Genomic DNA, 16,009 nt, shown 5'->3' on the forward strand with positions numbered 1-16,009 from the left:
CATGAGTTAAGAGCAAAGCGAGCAGGGCTATGACCAATCTTCACCGCATCTGTGCAAGATCACCGCGAACCGGGCGGGTCTCGTTGGGGATGGGGGCCGTCGTGGCATCCCTGCTGCTGCTGTCTGCCTGTTCTGAGCCTGAAGTGATTCTGCCCGGCCTGCGCGAAGATGTGCGCGCCGTTCTGCAAAGCGACGATGGTTTCGACGCCCCAACCGATTTGGCCGCGCCCGAAAACACATCGCGTGCGATTTCGCTGCCCGCGATGACAAACAATGCCAACTGGACCCAAGCCGCAGGCACGCCCAGCACCCGCATCAGCCACGCCGCATTGTCTGCCGCGCCGCAATTGGCATGGTCTGCCAACATCGGCAGCGGCGACAGCCGAAAGCAACGGATTAACGCCGTACCCGTCGTTGCGGGCGGGCGGGTTTATACCATCGATTCCAGCGCCTTGGTCACGGCGACGTCGACCTCGGGGGCGACCTTGTGGACGCGCGATCTGACGCCAACCAATGACGGGCAGGGCGATGCCACCGGCGGTGGCTTAGCGGTCGAGGGTGACACGCTTTATGTCTCGCTTGGGTTCGGAACCGTCTCCGCATTGGATACCACATCGGGTGCGACCCGCTGGGAACAAGATATCGAAGCGACCGGATCTGGCGCACCGACGGTTTATGGTGATCTGGTTTACTTCACATCGGGTGATGATCTGGGCTGGGCCTTGAATAAAAACAACGGCCGCGTGGAATGGCAAACCGGATCGAATAACGTTGTGGGCAACGTTTTGGGCGCGCCAGCCCCTGCGATCAGCCCTGAAATCGCCGTCATGGCGTTCGGCTCGGGCGAAGTGCAGGGCCTGTTCCGCCGTGGCGGGTTGAACCGCTGGGATACGTCGGTTCTGGGCAAACGTCCGGGCCGCGCCTTTGCCAATGTGTCTGACATCACAGGGGCACCAGTCATCTCGGGAAATACCGTCTATGTCGGCAATATCTCGGGTCGTCTGGCCGCCGTTACCTTGGCGGGTGGTGAACGTCTGTGGACCGCACGCGAAGGCGTGGTGGGCCCGGTCTGGCCTGCGGGCGATAGCGTGTTCGCGATCACTGATTTGAACGAACTGGTGCGTCTTGACGCCAACACTGGTGGGCGCATCTGGGGCGCGAAACTGCCGAATTTCGTCAAGGATAAGCCGAAACGGCAGTCCGAAGTTTTCGCGCATTATGGCCCGATTCTGGCCGGTGGCCGGATTATCATCGCGTCGAACGATGGCGTGTTGCGCAGCTATAATCCAACCAATGGTGCGTTGATCGGGACAGTCGATATCCCCGGTGGCGCGACCACAGCGCCGGTTGTGGCGGGTGGGACACTTTATGTTGTGTCGTCAAAAGGGCAATTGCACGCTTTCCGTTGACCATGAAATAGTCTAGAGGGCAGGCTTGACCTGACCTTCGGAGCCGTTTCAATGTCTTTCACCCTCGCCATCGTGGGCCGTCCCAATGTGGGAAAATCCACGCTGTTCAACCGTCTTGTCGGTAAAAAACTGGCGTTGGTCGATGACCAACCCGGTGTGACGCGCGATCTGCGCGAGGGCGCTGCACGTCTGGCCGACCTGCGATTCACAGTGATCGACACCGCCGGACTTGAGGAAGTCACCGACGACAGCCTTCAGGGACGCATGCGCCGTTTGACCGAACGCGCGGTTGATATGGCCGATGTCTGCCTGTTCATGATCGATGCCCGCGTCGGCGTGACCCCGTCTGATCTGGTGTTTGCCGATATCCTGCGCAAGAAATCTGCCCATGTGATCTTGGCCGCAAACAAAGGCGAGGGCAAAGCCGCCGACGCCGGTGTGATCGAGGCCTACAGCCTTGGGCTGGGCGAACCGATCCGCATGTCGGCGGAACATGGCGAAGGGTTGAACGACCTTTATACCCACCTAATGCCAATCGCCGACAGCTTTGCCGAACGCGTCGATACAGACACCCCCGAAACCGACGTGGACCTGACCGAGGAAGAGGCCGAACTGGGCGATGACGATGCGCCCATGCCCGTGCCCACCAACGCCAAGCCGCTGCAAGTCGCCGTGGTAGGCCGCCCGAATGCGGGTAAATCCACGCTGATCAACCAGATTATGGGCGAAGACCGCTTGCTGACCGGGCCAGAGGCCGGGATTACCCGCGATGCGATTTCCTTGCGCACCGTTTGGGACGATGTGCCGATGCGTATCTTTGATACGGCGGGCATGCGGAAAAAGGCCAAGATCCAAGAAAAACTCGAAAAGCTAAGCGTTAGCGACGGCCTGCGTGCGGTTAAGTTCGCCGAAGTCGTGGTTGTGCTGCTGGACGCTGAAATCCCCTTTGAACAGCAGGATTTGCGCATCGCCGACTTGGCTGAACGCGAAGGCCGTGCCGTCGTGGTTGCGGTGAACAAGTGGGACCTTGAGACCGACAAGCAAGGCAAGCTGAAAGACCTGCGCGAAAGCTTTGAACGCTTGCTGCCGCAGCTTAAGGGCGCGCCTTTGGTGACGGTATCCGCGAAAACGGGCCGTGGTTTGGACCGCCTGCATCAAGCAATCATGCGCGCCTATGACGTGTGGAACCGCCGTGTCACAACCGCGCAGCTGAACCGCTGGCTGGCTGGCATGATGGAGGCGCATCCGCCCCCCGCGCCACAAGGCAAACGCATCAAACTGCGCTATATGACCCAAGCCAAGACCCGGCCACCGGGCTTTGTTGTCATGTGTAGCCATCCCGACAAGGTGCCGGAAAGCTATAACCGCTATCTGGTGAATGGCTTGCGGATTGACTTTGATATGCCCGGCACACCGATCCGTATCTGGATGCGCGGCCAGTCTGACGCGAACCCCTATAAGGGGCGCAAAAAGGCCAAGCCGTCAAAGCTGCGCAAACATACTGAAGGCCATCGCAAGGACCGCTAGGCGCGTCAGGATTTTTTCGAAAAATTCCGCGCGCCTTTCAGGACTTACGCCATGATTTGAATGTTGGCAGCAGCAGGGCAATAGACCCGCCTGCTGCCAGCGCTGCAACGCTTGGTGTCGTGGCATAGTTATGCACCACCACACCAATCAGCGCCCAAATCACCGCTATGCCATAAGTCGGCGTGCGCATCAGCGTCGATTGCACCGCGGCAGCAATCACGATGGCGACGCTCACAAAAATCAGCCCGGCCGTTTCGGCGCTGACCCAGCCATAGCCCGCGGCCAGCAGGCCCAACGACACGCAGGACGCCGCACTTAGCCAGCCTGCATATAGCCCGACAGGCAGGGCGGCGAACCAGCGGTCGCCTTCGGGGGCTTCGAACAGGGCGATCAGTGCCGCGATCAGCATGGCCCAGATCAGGACCGACGCCCAGACGGGGCTGGCATTGGCCACCGCCAACCAGAAACATCCGATGAACAGCGAAACGGCCAGCGGTACGCGCATATCGTGCCATGCGAAATCCTCGCGGGCTTTCCACAGGCCCCAGCCCATGCCGATGATCAGCCACAGATAGATCACGCCCCAGATTGAAAAGGCATAACCCGCCGGCTGGACAGGCGGCGAAACCTGCGGCACCGGGAACTGGTTGGGGTCAAACCCGGCAAAGCTGGTCACGAAAAACGGTGACGCAGCAAAGCCGATGGCCAGAAGAAATGTCACAAATGCGGTCAGGGGGCGGGCCATGATGCGTCCTTTTGAAGAAATCATTCAAAAGGCAACATAGCACGGTGGCCTTCAGTTCCCAGAGATTATGACAACTTACCATCCGCGCCCAAAACGGTCTTGCCACCCAGATAGGGGGCCAAAACGTCTGGCAGTTTCACCGATCCGTCAGCTTGCTGACCATTCTCGAGCACTGCAATCAGGCAGCGCCCCACGGCCAGTCCGGACCCGTTAAGCGTATGCACGAACTGCGGCTTGCCACCATCCGCGGGCTTGAACCGTGCATTCATGCGCCGCGCCTGAAAGGCGCCAGTGGTCGAGACCGAACTGATCTCGCGATAGGCGTTCTGACCGGGCAACCATGCCTCGATATCATAGGTGCGGCGCGCGCCAAAGCCCATGTCGCCGGTGCACAAAAGCACGGTGCGATAGGGGATGTTCAGGCGTTCCAGCAGATCCTCTGCACAGCGCAGCATGCGCTTTTGTTCGTCGTCCGACGTATCCGGATGCGTGATCGATACCATCTCGACCTTTTCGAACTGGTGCTGGCGCAGCATGCCCGATGTGTCACGACCCGCCGATCCGGCCTCGGACCTGAAGCACAGGGTATGCGCGGTCATGCGGCGGGGCAGGGCGGTTTCCTCCAGCACATCGCCGGACACCGAATAGGTCAGCGTCACTTCGGAGGTCGGGATCAACCACCAGCCGTTTGTCGTCTGATAGCTTTCATCGCCGAATTTCGGCAGCTTGTCGGTGCCATACATCGCCTCGTCGCGCACCAGCACGGGGGTCGCATATTCGGTCAGCCCGTTGTCATCCACATGGGTGTCGACCATGAACTGCGCCAACGCGCGGTGAATACGCGCCACAGCGCCCTTGAGCATCACAAACCGTGCGCCCGACGTTTTTGCAGCCGTTTCAAAATCCATCGACGCGGCAACGCTGGTGATCTCGAAATGCTCTTTCGCGGCGAAATCAAGCGTGGGCACATCGCCCCAGCGGCTGATCTCGACGTTGTCATTTTCGTCGGCACCATGGGGCACATCATCAGCGGGCAGGTTGGGGATGCGCGCCAGCGTGTCGGTCAGCTTGGCGTCCAGTTCCTTGGCCTCGGCCTGCATCTGCGCGACCTCGGCCTTTTTCTCACTGACCAAAGCGCGCAGGCGTTCGAATTCGGCCTCGTCACCCGATGCCTTGGCCGCGCCCACCAGTTTGGAGGCTTTGTTTTGTTCGGCCTGCGCTGTTTCCGCGCTAAGGATCATGCCGCGCCGCGCCTCGTCCAACGCAAGGATATCACCGGACACAGGCGCATCGCCGCGCCGTGCGAGGGCCGCGTCAAACGCATCAGGGTTTTCGCGGATGGCTTTGATGTCATGCATGGGTCTGTCCTTTGATCTTGTATCGCCCGGTTTTGAATCGCTCAGGCACGCTTTGCCCCGCGTTATGCCCGATTGTGGATCGCGGGGCCAGATGTGGTGTGGCGGGTTATGTGGGGTTCATGGGGTCTTGGCCGATGGAGCGCTGGAAGGCGCGCCATTGGGTTTTGAATTCTTCCCAGTCGAGGTTTTCTTTGCTCCAACGCTTGGGCCAGCTTGCGTGATCGGGGCCATGGCCGCCGGGCAGGGTGACGGAAGCATCACCAAACATAATTTTGAGCTGTTCTGTCGATAGGGTAGCATCTGTAAAATTAACATCCTTTACCGCAGCACCTCGAAGAGTAGCGGCGGTAAAGGATGTTGAACTATCAAACTGTGTCCTCTGCAACTCCGCCCCCAAGAGGATCGCCCCCTGCAACTGCGCCTCCCAGAGGCTCGCCCCCTGCAACTGCGCCTTTATGAGGTACGCCCCCTGCAACTGCGCCTTGATGAGGTCCGCCCCCTGCAACTGCGCGCTGAAGAGGTTCGCCCCCTGCAACTGCGCGCTGCTGAGGTTCGCCCCCTGCAATTTCGCACCCTGCATTTTTGCGCGGTCAAAATCCAACTGGCGTAAATCAAACCCCTGTAGGTTAGCCCCGGTCAGATCAATCTCGCCACTGTCCAATGGCAAGCTTGTTGTTTTCTTGAGCCGACCCAACACCTGCACCGCGTTTTGCATGTCAGATCGGGCCGGTGTCAGGGCGCGGGCCCAATCGCGAAGAACTATGGGATCATCTGATGATGGTGCATCCTCCGGCGGATGTTCGCGGGACAGTTCGCGAACATAAACCGCCAGCATTCGCGCGATACGCGGGGCGGCTTTGGGTTCTTCGCCTGCCAACCCTTCAAGCCGGTCAATGGCCCCGTTGCGGCGGGTGACGTCATCTTGCCACCCTGTAGGGCGGTCTGCTTCATCCCACAGGGTGACTTGTCGTTGGGCGTGCAGATCGTTCACGGCGTTGTTAATCTTGTCATTAAACAAGGCTTCTTCTGCCGCTGATGCGGTGCGTTCGTTGATCCAAACGCGGATGATCGAAAAAAAGATTGTCGCGGCTGCGGCCAAAACACCCATCAGGAGCGCGACGGTTGTTCCGAGGTGGCGCAGGTCTTCGGGAGTTTTGCTTGGATCATTTGCGGCTGCGTGCAAACGATCCACCAAGCCTGAAACGCTGATCGCGATTTCGACCAAATAAAAGGTGAGCGCTGAAGCCGTAAGCAACGATGCCGCTAGAAGGACCAGCATCACGTAGTTTTCACGCAGCCACTTTCTTGTTAATTTTGGAGTTATCAGTCTGACAGCGAATACAAAAAAGAATGATCCAATAACAAATGCCCAAAATACTGGATCAGTGATGGTTTTAAAAATGGCAGAAAACATTGTGAACTCATTTCGTATTATTCCCCACCACCATGCCGTGCAAAATCGCGTGTCACAACCGTGCAAACCGCATTCACGGGGGTGAACCCGGCTCTTGCGGGCGTCGTCCATTGCCCATTGGGGGTTGAAATACACGTTAAGCCTCCTTGCAAAGCCCCGCATCTAGACCTAGGTTCCGCCAAACTTCGACGGCAGGCCGGAACGGGCGTGCTCCCTCACTCAAAGGATCAACGCCATGCAAGGTATTCAACAATTCGTCCCTCTCATTCTGATCTTCGCGATCATGTATTTCCTGCTGATCCGCCCTCAGCAGAAGAAGGTGAAAGAACATCAGGCGATGGTTGCGGGTCTGCGCCGTGGTGATCAGGTCGTGACCCAAGGCGGGTTGATCGGCAAGGTTGTTAAGGTCAAAGACGACGGCGAGCTTGAGGTCGAATTGGCCGAAAACGTCAAAGTGCGCGTGATCCAGTCGACCATCGCGACTGTTGTCTCCAAGACCGAACCAGCCAAGTAAACTGCCAAAACGGCAGCGTTAAGAAGGGCTTGCGCCATGCTTCAGATTGATCTGTGGAAACGGGTGTTGATCATCCTTACCTGTGCGGCTGGCCTGTATCTGGCGCTGCCGAACGCGTTTTACGGCCCCGTAGAGCAGCATAATGATGCGATCAAAGCGATGGATGTGGCCGGTGCCACCCCCGAGCTTGAGGCGCAGGCGGCGCTGTGGCCTGACTTTCTGCCCGAACAGTTGGTGAACCTTGGGCTGGATCTGCGCGGCGGTGCGCATCTGCTGGCCGAGGTCAACGTAGCCGAGGTCTATGCCAACCGGATGGAAGCGGCATGGCCCGAGGTGCGCGATGTGTTGCGGTCGATCACGCCGGTACGCCGCGTTGATGCGCCCGAGGGCGAATTGCGCGTGCGGATCAACGACGCTGCAAAGCTGGCAGAGGCGCTTGAGGCGACGCGCACATTGGCGCGGCCTGTGCAAACGATCACCGGGGCCGGGCAAAACGACATCGTCGTCAGCGGTGCCGAGGATATCATTAGCGTGGTATTGTCCGACGCCGAAAAGCTGGCCACGGACGAGCGGACGATGCAGCAATCGCTGGAGATCATCCGCCGCCGCATCGACGAGGTAGGCACACGCGAACCCACGATCCAGCGTCAGGGGTCTGACCGCATCCTTATTCAGGTGCCGGGCATCGGGTCGGCAGCCGAGCTGAAGGCTATTATCGGGACCACGGCGCAGTTGACGTTCAACCCCGTTGTGAACCGCGGCGCGGACGAAAATGCATCCCCCGGTCTGGGCAATTCGCTGTTGCCTGACGCGGAATCCGCTGGTGTGTTCTATATCATCGAAACCGCCCCTGTTGTGACCGGCGAACAGCTGGTCGATGCGCAGCCCAGCTTTGACCAGAACGGTCGGCCTGCGGTCAGCTTCCGGTTTGATACCACGGGTGCCCGCAAATTCGGGACCTACACGGCTGAAAACATCGGCGCGCCTTTTGCGATTGTCTTGGACAACGAAGTCATCAGCGCGCCCACGATCCAAAGCGCCATTCCCGGCGGGTCGGGTATCATCACTGGCAATTTCTCGGTCGAGGAATCGACCAATCTGGCCGTCTTGCTGCGGGCAGGGGCCTTGCCTGCGGGTCTGACCTTTGTGGAGGAACGTACAATCGGGCCGGAACTGGGCCAAGACAGCATCGACGCGGGCAAGATCGCCACGACTGTCGCGTTCATCGCTGTGCTGTTCTTTATGTGGGCCAGCTATGGTTTGTTCGGGTTTTTTGCCAACATCGCGCTGGTCGTGAACGTGTGCATGATCTTTGGCCTGCTCAGCCTGATCGGTGCCACGCTGACATTGCCCGGTATTGCGGGCATCGTTCTGACTGTCGGTATGGCGGTTGATGCGAACGTGCTGATCTTTGAACGTATCCGCGAGGAACTGAAAACCGCCAAAGGCCCTGCGCGTGCCATCAGCCTGGGCTATGAGCGCGCGCTAAGCGCCATTCTGGATGCCAACATCACCACCTTTATCATCGCTGTGATCCTGTTTGTGTTGGGGTCGGGGCCGGTACGCGGCTTTGCCGTGACGCTGGGTATTGGCATTATCACGTCGGTCTTTACCGCATATTTCGTCACCCGTCTGATGGTCGTGTTCTGGTTTGAACGCGCCCGTCCCAAGACGATCACGGTCTAGGAAACTGATATGAAACGCTTGCGACTGATCCCTGACGAAACCAACTTTGACTTTTTCAAACACGCCAAATTCACCTTTGGCGCGTCCTGCGTGGCTGTGGTTCTTGCCTTGGCCGTGTGGTTCACGATGGGTCTGAACTATGGCATCGATTTCCGCGGGGGCACGACATTGCGCACCCAAAGCGAAACTGCCGTTGACGTGGCCGCGTACCGCGCCGCGATGGAGCCGTTGGGGCTGGGTGATATATCGATCTCTGAGGTGTTTGATCCGACCAGCGATGACAGTAAACACGTGGCCATGGTACGCATTCAGGCGCAAGAGGGCGAAGAAGCCGCAACGCCTGAGATGATCGCAGCCGTTGAAGGCGCGCTGAAAACCGTCGCGCCGAATATCATCTTTACCTCGGTTGAATCGGTCGGCCCGAAAGTATCGGGCGAGCTTATCCAGACGGCGTTCCTAGCCGTTGGTGCATCACTGGCTGCGATCCTGATCTATATCTGGTTGCGGTTCGAATGGCAGTTTTCCGTGGGCGCGGTTGCGGCCCTGTTTCACGATGTGATCCTGACCATCGGTATTTTCTCGGCCCTCCAAATCCGGTTCGATTTGCCCGTGATCGCGGCGATCCTGACGATCATCGGCTATTCGATCAACGATACGGTAGTGATCTTTGACCGGCTGCGGGAAAACCTGCGCAAGTACAAAAAACGCCCCCTGCGCGATGTGATGAACATCAGTGTGAACGAAACCCTCAGCCGGACCCTGATGACTTCGGGCACGACCCTGTTGGCGCTGATTGCGCTGTTGGTTCTGGGCGGCGATGTGATCCGTGGCTTTGTTTTTGCGATCACATGGGGCGTTGTCGTCGGGACCTATTCATCGGTCTATGTGGCGAAAAACGTGGTGCTGTTCCTTGGGGTCAAACGGGATTGGACCAAGAAAGACAACAACACAGGCCAATACGCCAACATAGATGCCTGAGATATTAGCGACAGCCGGATCGACCACAGGTCTGATCTGGCTGCTGCTAACCGTAATTATTGCAGGATTGGTGCGCGGATTTGCCGGATTTGGCAGCGCAATGATCATCATGCCCGTGGCGGCATCGATCCTCAGCCCGGTTCAAGCGGTCATATTTCTAACTGCGGCAGAATTGCTGGGCCCGTTGCCCAATTTGCCATCTGCGCTGCGCCAAGGCACCAAACGCGACATTTCATTGCTACTGGCGGGCGTTGTGCTGGCCATGCCGCTGGGATTGCTCTGCTTGTCTTACGTATCGCCCGATCCGTTCGGCTGGATCGTATCCGGTGTTGTCATAACCCTGCTGGCGTTGCTGATCACCGGTTGGCGCTATTCCGGCCCCATGGGCACATCATTGATCATTGGCACGGGCGCTTTGGGTGGTTTTATGACAGGGTTTGCAGGCATCGCCGGGCCGCCTGTGATCATGCTTTATATGGCCAGCAAGCTGCCAATCGCTGTGATCCGTGCGAATTTCCTGCTGTATCTGGTGGGCATTGATCTGCTGCTGTTTGCCATGCTTTGGCTCGGGGATCTGTTGGTCTGGCAGATCGTGGTGCTGGGTTTGTTGATGGGTATTCCCAGTGTCCTGGCCAATATGATCGGGGCGCGGCTATTTGACCCAAGCTCTGAAACGCTTTTCCGTACTGTGGCCTATATTGTCATCGGGCTTTCCGCTATTATCGGTCTGCCGCTGTGGAAAGGATAAGGTCATGCGCCTGAACGAGGTTGTGTTTAACGATGCCAAACCTGTCGAAGGGTACGGCCCCGGGTTTTTCCGTATTGGCGGCACCGTGATCGAGGGGCCGGTGATTACCGGTGCCATGGGCACGCAGACGTGGGGCGGATTTGACGACGTAACCGCGCTGCTGGACCTTGCAGGCAAGATTGACATTCTGTTTCTGGGGATGGGGGCCGAGATCGCCCATGTGCCTGCCGACACGCGCCGCCAACTCGAAGACGCAGGGCTGGGCCTTGAAGTCATGTCATCGCCCGCGGCATCGCGGACCTATAACGTGTTGCTTAGCGAAGGCCGGCGCGTAGCGTTGGCGATGATACCGATCTGATATGACATTGCGGGTAAATGATCTGGCGGTGGCCCGTGGCGGTGTGCCCGTATTGGGCGGCGTGTCGTTCGAGGTGACGCCCGGTACGGCGCTGATCTTGCGCGGGCCAAACGGCGCGGGCAAAACCACGCTGCTGCGCACCATCGCGGGGCTGCAACCACCGCTGTTGGGGCAGATCGACGGGGCGGATGAAACCATCGCCTATGCCGGGCATGCGGATGGCCTCAAGGCGATGTTAAGCGTGGCGGAAAACCTGACCTTCTGGGCGCAGGTTTTTGGCAATAGTGACATTGAACCAGCGCTGGCCGCCTATCAGCTTGACCCGTTGCGCGACCGGCTGGCGGGCACGCTATCGGCGGGGCAGAAACGGCGGTTGGGGTTGGCGCGGTTGATGGTCACAGGGCGACCCGTTTGGGTGCTGGATGAACCCACCGTGTCACTGGACGCTGACGCCGTTGCGATGTTTGCATCCGCAGTCACGGCACATTTGCGGGCAGGGGGCATGGCGCTGATTGCGACCCATATCGACCTTGGCCTGAATGCCGAAACCTTTGATGTCACCCCGTACCGCGCCAAAGCAGACATGCGCAGCGGTGCCAGTGACGAGGCATTTCTATGATCGCGCTGCTGCACCGTGACCTGATGCTGGCGTTCCGTGCGGGCGGTGGCTTTGGCCTTGGGCTTGCGTTCTTTTTGATTGTGACGGTGCTGGTGCCGTTCAGCGTCGGCCCGCAATCCGAATTGCTGTCGACCATCGCGCCGGGGGTGTTGTGGCTGGGGGCGCTGCTCGCTTGCCTGCTGTCGCTGGACCGGTTGTTGGCGCTTGATTTCGAGGATGGCACGCTGGACTTGCTGGCCACCGCGCCCCTGCCGCTTGAGGCTGCGCTGAGCATCAAGGCGCTGTCCCATTGGCTGACGACGGGCCTGCCATTGGTTTTAGCCGCGCCCATCTTGGGGCTGATGCTGAACCTCGAACCTGACGGCTATCTTTGGCTGATCGCATCGCTTGGCCTTGGCACGCCAGCGCTGTCGGTGATCGGTGCGTTTGGCGCGGCGCTGACCGTGGGGATCAAACGCGGGGGGTTGCTGATGTCACTGCTGGTCTTGCCGCTCTATGTGCCCACGTTGATTTTCGGGGCCGAAGCGGCACGTCGTGGCGCGATGGGGCTGGATGGTACAACGCCTTTGATCCTGCTTGCAGGCATCACGCTGGGCACGATTGCGCTGATGCCTTTTGCCTCGGCTGCGGTGCTGCGGATGACATTGCGGTGATACGGATCCCGCCTGAGACGTTTTGCCCATTGAGTGCATCCTAGCGGAAGGGTAAATACCGAACATGTCATTGTGGGAATACGCCAATCCGGTGAAATTTTTGGGCCTGTCCGCCCGTGTGCAACCGTTCCTGTGGGCGGCCGCAGCCATTTGCATGGTCGTTGGGTTGGTCTGGGGGTTTTTCGTGACACCCGATGATTACCGTCAGGGATCAACGGTCAAGATTATCTATCTGCACGTTCCCGCAGCCCTGATGGCGATCAACGCGTGGTTCATGATGCTGGTGGCCTCGCTGATCTGGCTGATCCGCCGACACCATGTCAGCGCCCTGGCCGCCAAGGCTGCTGCGCCCGTGGGGATCACCATGACCCTGATCGCGCTGGTGACCGGTGCCATCTGGGGCCAGCCGATGTGGGGCACGTGGTGGGCGTGGGACCCGCGCCTGACGTCATTCCTGATCCTGTTTCTGTTCTACCTCGGCTATATCGCCCTGTGGGAGGCCGTCGAGGACCCCGATACCGCCGCCGATCTGACCTCGGTGCTGTGCCTCGTGGGCTCCGTGTTTGCTGTATTGTCGCGCTATGCGGTGAAATTCTGGAACCAGGGCCTGCACCAAGGGACGTCCGTGCCGGTGGCGACAGGCGGGCGCACGGTGTCAGATGTGTTCTTTTACCCGCTTGCCCTCAGCATGGTCGGGTTCGGCCTGTTGTTCTTGGCACTGGTCTTGTACCGCACCGGCACTGAAATCCGCCTGCGCCGCGCCCGCGCGCTGCTTGCACGCCGCAAGAAAGATATCTGATGCCCGATCTGGGAAAATACGCCGCCGAAGTGCTGGGGGCCTACGGGCTTTCGCTGATGCTCATTGCAGGGCTGATCGTGCTGAGCTTGCGCAAGGGCCGCCGTGCACGGGCAGACCTGGCGCGGATCGAGGCCGATAAAGATGCCTAAAATCTCGCCCCTGATGATCGCCCCGCCGCTGATCTTTGCGGCGTTCGTCGCGCTTGCAGCCTTTGGCATGTTTCGTCCTGACCCCGAAGGGCTCCCTTCGACATTGGTCGGGCAAACCGCCCCGGCACTGCCCGACAAAGTGCTAGAAGGCTTTGCCGCACCCGCCGCCGACGCCTTTAACAATGGCGATGTCACGCTGGTGAACTTCTGGGCCAGCTGGTGCCCGCCGTGCCGGGCAGAGCATCCGACCTTGTTGAAAATGCAGGCCGACGGGATTGCCATCGTCGGGGTCAACTTCAAAGACACAGCAGGTGCGGCAAAAAGCTATCTGACAGATGATGGCAACCCGTTCCAAGGCGTTGCCTTTGACCCGCAGGGGCGTACCGCGATCGACTGGGGCGTGACCGCGCCGCCTGAAACTTTTATCATTGGTGGTGATGGTACCGTTTTGTTCCGCTTTGCTGGCCCTTTGGTAGGCAGCGATTATGAACAACGGTTTCTACCCGCACTTCGGGATGCGATGAAGCAGTAACCCGTATTTCCAAATGGTTTTAAATCCTCGCCGAAGGCATCTTTTCCTTTGGGCGGTGTCCAAAAGAATTTCGCCTTCGGCGAGGATATTTACGAGCCAGAGAATACGGAAGGCAGGCGCGCCTATCATTTTATGTGACTTGGCGGGACTGTCCTCGTATCACTTGCGCTATGAGAATGATCTTACAACGAGAATTACCGGCAGAGCAGAGTGGCGATGTGCGGTTGCCGGGTGTTGCGCCGTGTGGGGCGGAGGATTGGCTGCGCGTGGATGATGCTTATGGCGCGCAGATGCAGTATCGGGCGGCGTTGATTGCTGAGCGCCCGAATGCGGTCTTGTATGAACCGGAGGAGGCGCGGCAGGCCAGTTGCGAGCTGTTGCGCGAGGCATTGGCGATCTTGCCCAAACTTGGCTTTGCTGTAGGGGACAGCCGCGTTGTTTGCCCTGACGGGCGCGAGGTTTCTTTGGATTGGCGTGCGCCGTTGCGCAGCTTGGGGCATTTGGTGCAGGAAGACATCTGTGTTTTGCAAAAGCGGGGGGACGAGCATGTTCTGGCCGCCGCGGTGTTATGCTTTCCTGCGAATTGGCGGTTGGCCGAGAAAATTGAGCAGCCTTTGACGGCAATCCATGTTCCGGTTGACGAATATGACGCGAATATTGCGCGCCGTGTGCAGCGATTGTTTGACGGGGTGCAGGTTGGGCGGCCGCTGTGGCGGTTCAACAGGTTGACCTATGCCGATGCTGATCTGCACCAGCCGCGCAAGCGTGAGGTTGACGAGGCGATGCCATTTATGCGGTCGGAACGGCAATGTATTTTGCGGTTGCCTGAAACGGATGCTGTGGTGTTTACGATCCATACCACGGTTGTGCGCCGTGATGACACGCCCGCCGGAAAATGATCGGGCGGGCGTGTCAGATGTTAGCGCGGATCCAGCACCAGATGCGGCTGGCCGTCGGAGGTTCTGCGCGGTGAAACACCGTTCGCCCCCACAACAGCGTTCACCTGACGTCGCAGGTTGCTGAACAGGGGCGATGTGACCACATCAACCGCTTCGTCAAAGCGAAGCGTGAGCGACCACATCCCGCTGCCGGACAGTTTGGAGGCTTTCACGGCCCCTTTGAACGGCTGGCCAAGGTAGCGGCCCGAGACGCGGTCGCCTGGTGTCCAGCCTTGGGCCGGGAAACTGGCGCGTGCGCTGAGCGTGTTCCAGTCGCGCGCGCCCCATTGATGGGCGACCATTTCCAATGTGGCAGCGTGGGAAACAGCGTTGCCTTGGGATGCGAGATCAGCGCGAAGTCGTTTTGCCTGAGATTTCAGGATATCGGTCGAAGGTATTTGGGTTGTCATTTTTAACACTCCTGCTCTCGCAAAAGTCGAAGGGGGTCCGCGTTGCCCATCAATCGGCGAGATTGAAGGTGTCGTATTTTCAAGGGCTTCACCGGAATGCGGACGGCAGGGGCCTTTCCCTTGACCTCATATGGCGGGCCTACGCCCGGATTTCAAGGGGAGGTTTGTGGGGGCGGCCCCTGATGCCTTCGGCGAGGATTTTGGACCATTTGGAATGGAAGGGCTGCGCACCGCATCGGGCGCGCAGCTTGTTTCAACGTTAGCCGTCGATGCGCGCGCCCATGATGGCGATGGCTTTTTGATAGACGCCAGCCGCATTCCATTGCTTGATGACTTCGAAATTGCCTTGGCCTTCTTGGTAGCCGACGCCGGGTTGCCAGCCTTTTTGGCGCAGAAAGTTTGCGGTCGATGCCAGGGCGTCTGCCTGATTGTAGAAATCGACGCGCCCGTCGCCGTTTGCGTCAACGCCGTAGCGCAGGGCATTGCCCGGCAGGAATTGGGTGTGGCCAAGTTCGCCGTGTTTCGCGCCCTTGGTTGCGCTGTTGATCGCGCCTGCGTCGACCAGTTTCAGCGCACCGATGGCATGGGGTTCAAAGAATGCAGAGCGGCGGCAATCATAGGTCAAGGTCGTGATTGCCGAGACGACAGAGCTGTCGCCCATAAAATGGCCAAAGGCCGTTTCCATGCCGTGGATCGCGATGATCACGCCAGCCGGCACGCCAAAACGGGATTCGAGCGCGGCGTAAAAGCCGGGATCGCGGGCTTTGCGTTTGCGGCCTTGCGCCACGATTGTATCTGCGCCGCGCACCTGCATGAATTTCGAGAGCGTGTATTTAAAGGATTTTTGATTGCGGTCGGCTGAGATGGTGCCGGAGGCATATTGCGCATTTGCCAAGGCGTTCAGCCCAGGTTGGCCCACGCCTGCTGCGGCGGCTTCTTTGGCAAAGGCCGATTTCCATGCGTTGAAGCCGCCGGCGCTGTTGCCACATTGTGCGGCGTATAGAGGTGACGAAAACCCCGCCGTGAGCAAACAGGCTGCGGCGAAAATCTTGAATGGATGCATGGGGAACCTCAAAGTGACGGAATTTAGGCAACATTAGCCGTTGGTGTTAAATCTGCAAAGTGAAACTAGTGTGAATAGCCAGACAGGCAACATGCAAAAAGGGCGCCCC

The 16,009-nt window shown here is 59.0% G+C and carries 18 protein-coding genes; 13 read left to right on the top strand and 5 right to left on the bottom strand.

Annotated features, from left to right (window positions below; genetic code table 11):
* Positions 1 to 29: 29 nt before the first annotated feature.
* Together KZZ06_RS18495 and der are read left to right on the top strand one after the other, a co-directional pair.
* The gene (locus tag KZZ06_RS18495; protein WP_257884471.1) at positions 30 to 1,409 is read left to right on the top strand and encodes a PQQ-like beta-propeller repeat protein; all 1,380 of its coding nucleotides are present in this window, start codon (positions 30 to 32) and stop codon (positions 1,407 to 1,409) included.
* A gap of 51 nt (positions 1,410 to 1,460) precedes the next feature.
* On the top strand, positions 1,461 to 2,936 hold the full coding sequence (gene der, locus KZZ06_RS18500) for a ribosome biogenesis GTPase Der (protein WP_219581492.1): 1,476 nt from the start codon (positions 1,461 to 1,463) through the stop codon (positions 2,934 to 2,936).
* A gap of 37 nt (positions 2,937 to 2,973) precedes the next feature.
* Here the strand turns inward: der and KZZ06_RS18505 are convergent, their stop codons facing one another.
* The 3 genes from KZZ06_RS18505 to KZZ06_RS18515 form a co-directional block, all read right to left on the bottom strand.
* A complete protein-coding gene (locus KZZ06_RS18505) occupies positions 2,974 to 3,681 on the bottom strand; it encodes a tryptophan-rich sensory protein (protein WP_219581493.1) in 708 nt (235 codons plus the stop codon).
* Positions 3,682 to 3,746: 65 nt separating this feature from the next.
* Entirely contained in the window at positions 3,747 to 5,039 is a 1,293-nt protein-coding gene (gene serS / locus KZZ06_RS18510; protein WP_219581494.1) for a serine--tRNA ligase, read from the bottom strand.
* Between the two features lie 106 nt (positions 5,040 to 5,145).
* Positions 5,146 to 6,318 (bottom strand): pentapeptide repeat-containing protein, encoded by a 1,173-nt coding sequence (locus KZZ06_RS18515; RefSeq protein ID WP_219581495.1) that lies wholly within the window; start codon positions 6,316 to 6,318, stop codon positions 5,146 to 5,148.
* Positions 6,319 to 6,688: 370 nt separating this feature from the next.
* Between KZZ06_RS18515 and yajC the strand changes: the two genes are divergently transcribed.
* From yajC to KZZ06_RS18570, 11 genes are all read left to right on the top strand, one after another.
* Complete coding sequence (gene yajC / locus KZZ06_RS18520; protein ID WP_219581496.1) at positions 6,689 to 6,967, top strand: preprotein translocase subunit YajC; 279 nt, start codon at positions 6,689 to 6,691, stop codon at positions 6,965 to 6,967.
* 36 nt (positions 6,968 to 7,003) lie between these two features.
* Complete coding sequence (gene secD, locus KZZ06_RS18525; RefSeq protein WP_219581497.1) at positions 7,004 to 8,653, top strand: protein translocase subunit SecD; 1,650 nt, start codon at positions 7,004 to 7,006, stop codon at positions 8,651 to 8,653.
* Positions 8,654 to 8,662: 9 nt separating this feature from the next.
* On the top strand, positions 8,663 to 9,631 hold the full coding sequence (gene secF, locus KZZ06_RS18530) for a protein translocase subunit SecF (RefSeq protein ID WP_219581498.1): 969 nt from the start codon (positions 8,663 to 8,665) through the stop codon (positions 9,629 to 9,631).
* On the top strand, positions 9,624 to 10,379 hold the full coding sequence (locus KZZ06_RS18535; RefSeq protein ID WP_219581499.1) for a sulfite exporter TauE/SafE family protein: 756 nt from the start codon (positions 9,624 to 9,626) through the stop codon (positions 10,377 to 10,379). The genes secF and KZZ06_RS18535 overlap by 8 nt, the downstream gene beginning before the upstream one ends.
* A gap of 4 nt (positions 10,380 to 10,383) precedes the next feature.
* Entirely contained in the window at positions 10,384 to 10,737 is a 354-nt protein-coding gene (locus tag KZZ06_RS18540; RefSeq protein ID WP_219581500.1) for an Mth938-like domain-containing protein, read from the top strand.
* 1 nt (position 10,738) lies between these two features.
* Positions 10,739 to 11,356 (top strand): heme ABC exporter ATP-binding protein CcmA, encoded by a 618-nt coding sequence (ccmA, locus tag KZZ06_RS18545; RefSeq protein WP_219581501.1) that lies wholly within the window; start codon positions 10,739 to 10,741, stop codon positions 11,354 to 11,356.
* Complete coding sequence (ccmB, locus tag KZZ06_RS18550) at positions 11,353 to 12,009, top strand: heme exporter protein CcmB (RefSeq protein WP_219581502.1); 657 nt, start codon at positions 11,353 to 11,355, stop codon at positions 12,007 to 12,009. Before ccmA ends, ccmB begins: the two co-directional genes overlap by 4 nt.
* 64 nt (positions 12,010 to 12,073) lie before the next feature.
* Positions 12,074 to 12,808 (top strand): heme ABC transporter permease, encoded by a 735-nt coding sequence (locus KZZ06_RS18555; RefSeq protein WP_219581503.1) that lies wholly within the window; start codon positions 12,074 to 12,076, stop codon positions 12,806 to 12,808.
* Complete coding sequence (ccmD, locus tag KZZ06_RS18560; protein ID WP_219581504.1) at positions 12,808 to 12,957, top strand: heme exporter protein CcmD; 150 nt, start codon at positions 12,808 to 12,810, stop codon at positions 12,955 to 12,957. The genes KZZ06_RS18555 and ccmD overlap by 1 nt, the downstream gene beginning before the upstream one ends.
* A complete protein-coding gene (locus tag KZZ06_RS18565) occupies positions 12,950 to 13,489 on the top strand; it encodes a DsbE family thiol:disulfide interchange protein (RefSeq protein WP_219581505.1) in 540 nt (179 codons plus the stop codon). The genes ccmD and KZZ06_RS18565 overlap by 8 nt, the downstream gene beginning before the upstream one ends.
* A 176-nt stretch (positions 13,490 to 13,665) precedes the next feature.
* Positions 13,666 to 14,388, top strand: coding sequence for a DUF3445 domain-containing protein (locus KZZ06_RS18570; protein WP_306664510.1), 723 nt, complete (start codon positions 13,666 to 13,668; stop codon positions 14,386 to 14,388).
* Positions 14,389 to 14,408: 20 nt separating this feature from the next.
* Here the strand turns inward: KZZ06_RS18570 and KZZ06_RS18575 are convergent, their stop codons facing one another.
* Positions 14,409 to 14,837 (bottom strand): glyoxalase superfamily protein, encoded by a 429-nt coding sequence (locus KZZ06_RS18575; protein ID WP_219581507.1) that lies wholly within the window; start codon positions 14,835 to 14,837, stop codon positions 14,409 to 14,411.
* Positions 14,838 to 15,096: 259 nt separating this feature from the next.
* A complete protein-coding gene (locus KZZ06_RS18580) occupies positions 15,097 to 15,900 on the bottom strand; it encodes a lytic transglycosylase domain-containing protein (RefSeq protein WP_219581508.1) in 804 nt (267 codons plus the stop codon).
* Between the last annotated feature and the right edge of the window lie 109 nt (positions 15,901 to 16,009).

Origin of the sequence: Sulfitobacter sp. CW3 (assembly GCF_019392245.1) — a bacterium.
In the GTDB taxonomy this organism is placed as follows: Bacteria; Pseudomonadota; Alphaproteobacteria; order Rhodobacterales; family Rhodobacteraceae; genus Sulfitobacter.